Source organism: Sinomonas sp., from assembly GCF_051955515.1.
In the GTDB taxonomy this organism is placed as follows: domain Bacteria; phylum Actinomycetota; class Actinomycetes; order Actinomycetales; family Micrococcaceae; genus Sinomonas.
In genome coordinates this window covers 1-3,060 of record NZ_JBQCGQ010000276.1, presented here as the reverse complement: position 1 = coordinate 3,060, position 3,060 = coordinate 1, and the positions used below count along the sequence as shown (strand labels likewise).

Genomic DNA, 3,060 nt, shown 5'->3' with positions numbered 1-3,060 from the left:
TCCCGCATCGGGTTCCTCGTCGGGTGGGCGATGCTGCTCGACTACGTGTTCCTTCCGATGGTCATCTGGCTCATCGGCGCCTCCTACCTCGGCTCGGCGTTCCCCGGCGTCCCGATGCCGGTCTGGATCATCTCCTACATCCTCCTGACCACCGCGCTCAATGTGCTCGGCATCAAGGTCGCCGACAAAGCGAACTTCCTGCTCATGGCGTTCCAGATGCTCGTCATCGTGCTGTTCGTGGTGCTCTCGGTCGCTTCGATAACGTCGCACGGAACGGGCCTCTTCAGCGCCACGCCGTTCGCCAACCCCGGTACCGGCTTCGGTCCCATCACAGCCGGCGCGGCCATCGCTGCCTACTCGTTCCTCGGCTTCGATGCTGTGACCACGCTGACAGAGGAGACCGTCCAGCCCCAGAAGACCGTGCCACGCGCGATCATGCTCGTCGCGCTCATCGGCGGCGGCATCTTCGTTGTCGTCTCCTACGTGACCCAGCTGGTCCATCCTGGCGGCGACTTCGCGAACGTGGATTCGGCCGCCACCGAGATCGCCGTGCAGATCGGCGGCAACCTGTTCGCAGCGGTGTTCCTCGCCGGGCTGGTGGTGGCGCAGTTCGCGTCCGGTATCGCCGCGCAGGCCAGCGCGTCCCGCCTCATGTACGCGATGGGCCGCGACTCGGTCCTGCCGAAGAAGGTCTTCGGGCGCCTCAATCCCCGCTTCCGCACGCCGGTGGTCAACATCGTCATCACGGGGGCGGTGGGCCTCATCGCCATGTTCTTGGACGTCTCCACGTCCACGTCGTTCATCAATTTCGGCGCGTTCACCGCGTTCACGCTGGTCAACGTCTCGGTGATCTTCCACTACTTCCGCGAAACGAAGCGCGGCGTCCGCCTGAACCGCGTGAGCTACCTCGGCGTGCCGGCGATCGGCGCCATCATCTGCGCGTACCTGCTCTCGCAACTCGACTCGAACGCCCTCACCCTTGGGCTCTCCTGGCTGGTCGTCGGCATCATCGTGCTCGCTACCATCACCCGCGGCTTCCGTTCGGCGCCGCCGGAGATGCAGACTGCTGAGGCAGTGCTCGTCTAGAGGCAGCACTTGTCTGACTGAGAGGATCCCTCCCCGTGCGCGTTGCCGTCGCCCAGCCCGCCTCGAACGACGACGTCGCAGCGAACCTCGCGTCGATTGACCGGCTCGCTGCGCAGGCGGCGGGGGAGGGAGCCGAGGTGGTGCTGTTCCCCGAATACGCCACGTACGAGAAGCGGCGCCTCGACGAGACCTTCGCCCGCGCGGCCCAGCCGCTCGACGGCTCCGTCTGCGCCGACCTGGCCTCCATTGCCCGCCGCCACGGCATCACGCTCGTGGCGGGGGTGGTGGAGGCCAGTCCTGCTCCCGAGCGCCCCTTCAACACGCTGGCGGCATTCGACCCGTCCGGCGCGCTGATCGCGGCCTACCGGAAGATCCATCTCTTCGACGCGCAGGGGCAGCGGGAATCAGACTTCATCTCGCCTGCCCCGAGCGCCGCGCCAGTGACGTTCGACGTCGGAGATCTCACCTTCGGGCTCATGACCTGCTACGACCTGCGCTTCCCCGAACTTGCGCGGGCGCTCGCCGATGCGGGAGCGCAGGTGCTGGCCGTCGGGGCCTCGTGGGTTCCGGGGGAGCTCAAGACCGACCAGTGGCTCACGCTGCTGGCAGCACGCGCCATTGACAACGCAGTGTTCGTCGCCGGGTCCTGTCAGGCCCCGCCGATCTCCGTGGGCCACAGCCAGATCCTCGACCCGCAGGGCGCGGTGCTCAGCCTGCTCGGCGGCGAGCCCGGTGTCGCTGTGGCAGACCTCGACCCGAGGCGCATCGCCGTGACCCGTCGCGACTTCCCGATCGCGCAGCAGCGGCGGTTGGGGGCACCCGGGGACTAAGGTCTAGGTCAGAGGTGCTTCCACGAGCGGCGACGCTGAACGAGCTGCCGCCAGGCAAGGCGACAAGCCCTGCTCGGCCAGCCAACGCCGTCGTACGCCTATGCCCAGTGCGGAACGGGAAGACATGGGCGGCTCCTTGTCGTGGGTGTGGGGCGCGGTCAGGACTGGACAGCGAAGCCACCGGTCCAGGAGATCTTCTCCCTGGCAGCGAGGGTGATCTGCAGGAAGCCGAGGGCCTCGAGCTCGCGGGTGCGGCGATGCGAACCGGCGTCCACCGCGTTCAACCCGCCCGCAGTGACAACCTCGGCGAGCTGGGACTTCGCATCCTCGTCGTCTCCGGCGATGAGGACCGTTGTCCGCTCGCCCCCGATCTCGCCCTCCGCCAGCGTGGCGGCGAAGTTCGGGTTGAAGGCCTTGATGACCTTTGAACCCGGAAGCGCGGCAGCGATCTCGGCCGCGGCAGACGAGTCTGCCGGCACGGTCAAGGAGTCGAAGGTCTCGAAGTTCAGCGGGTTGGTGATGTCCACGACGACCTTCCCAGCGAACTGCTCGGCCCTCTGGTCCAGCACCTGGGGGATCGCGGGGTAGGGGACGGCCAGCACGATGATGTCGCCGGTGGCGGGCTTACCGGCGTCCTTGCTGCTGAAGAGCTCGACGGCGTGTCCGCCCTTGCTGACGACGCTCGCGATGGCTTGGCCCATGTTGCCGGTTCCGATGATGCTCACTGTGGTCATGACGATCTCCTTCTGAAACCGCACCAGTTAGTTGATGCTTCAACTAAGACTACGCTCAAATAGTTGAAGAAACAACCTTTCTGCCACGCGCCTCCCTTCCTGCACTGGGTCCCCATTGCCCGGCACGTGTGTAGGCTGTAAAATCGTGAGTATAAGTTTTAGATGGATCCGAGGGATTCAGATGGTGTTCCCGCCCAGCATCGAAGTGCTGTACATCGAAGACTGCCCCCAGTGGCAGGCCGCCTTGCGGCTCGCTCGCTCCGCAGCAAGGAAGGCCGGCGCGGGGGAGGTCGACGTGTTCGCGACCGAGGTCCGCAGCAAGGCTCAGGCACTCAGGCTCGGGTTCGCGGGATCGCCCACGATCCTGGTGGATGGAAGGGACCCCTTCCCGGGCACCCCGACGACGGAGC

At 66.4% G+C, this 3,060-nt stretch carries 4 protein-coding genes; 3 read left to right on the top strand and 1 reads right to left on the bottom strand.

All coding sequences use genetic code 11. The annotated features are described in order from the left end of the window. Positions 1-1,086: APC family permease (locus ACTHL9_RS16125; RefSeq protein WP_440520298.1), on the top strand; the 1,086-nt coding region annotated here is incomplete at its 5' end. A 35-nt stretch (positions 1,087-1,121) separates the two neighbouring features. Next, positions 1,122-1,916 (top strand): carbon-nitrogen hydrolase family protein, encoded by a 795-nt coding sequence (locus ACTHL9_RS16120; protein WP_440520297.1) that lies wholly within the window; start codon positions 1,122-1,124, stop codon positions 1,914-1,916. Positions 1,917-2,074: 158 nt separating this feature from the next. Here ACTHL9_RS16120 and ACTHL9_RS16115 read toward each other — a convergent pair whose 3' ends face one another. Beyond that, the gene (locus tag ACTHL9_RS16115; protein WP_440520296.1) at positions 2,075-2,650 is read right to left on the bottom strand and encodes an NADPH-dependent F420 reductase; all 576 of its coding nucleotides are present in this window, start codon (positions 2,648-2,650) and stop codon (positions 2,075-2,077) included. Positions 2,651-2,831: 181 nt separating this feature from the next. Between ACTHL9_RS16115 and ACTHL9_RS16110 the strand changes: the two genes are divergently transcribed. Further along, positions 2,832-3,060: hypothetical protein (locus ACTHL9_RS16110; protein ID WP_440520295.1), on the top strand; the 229-nt coding region annotated here is incomplete at its 3' end.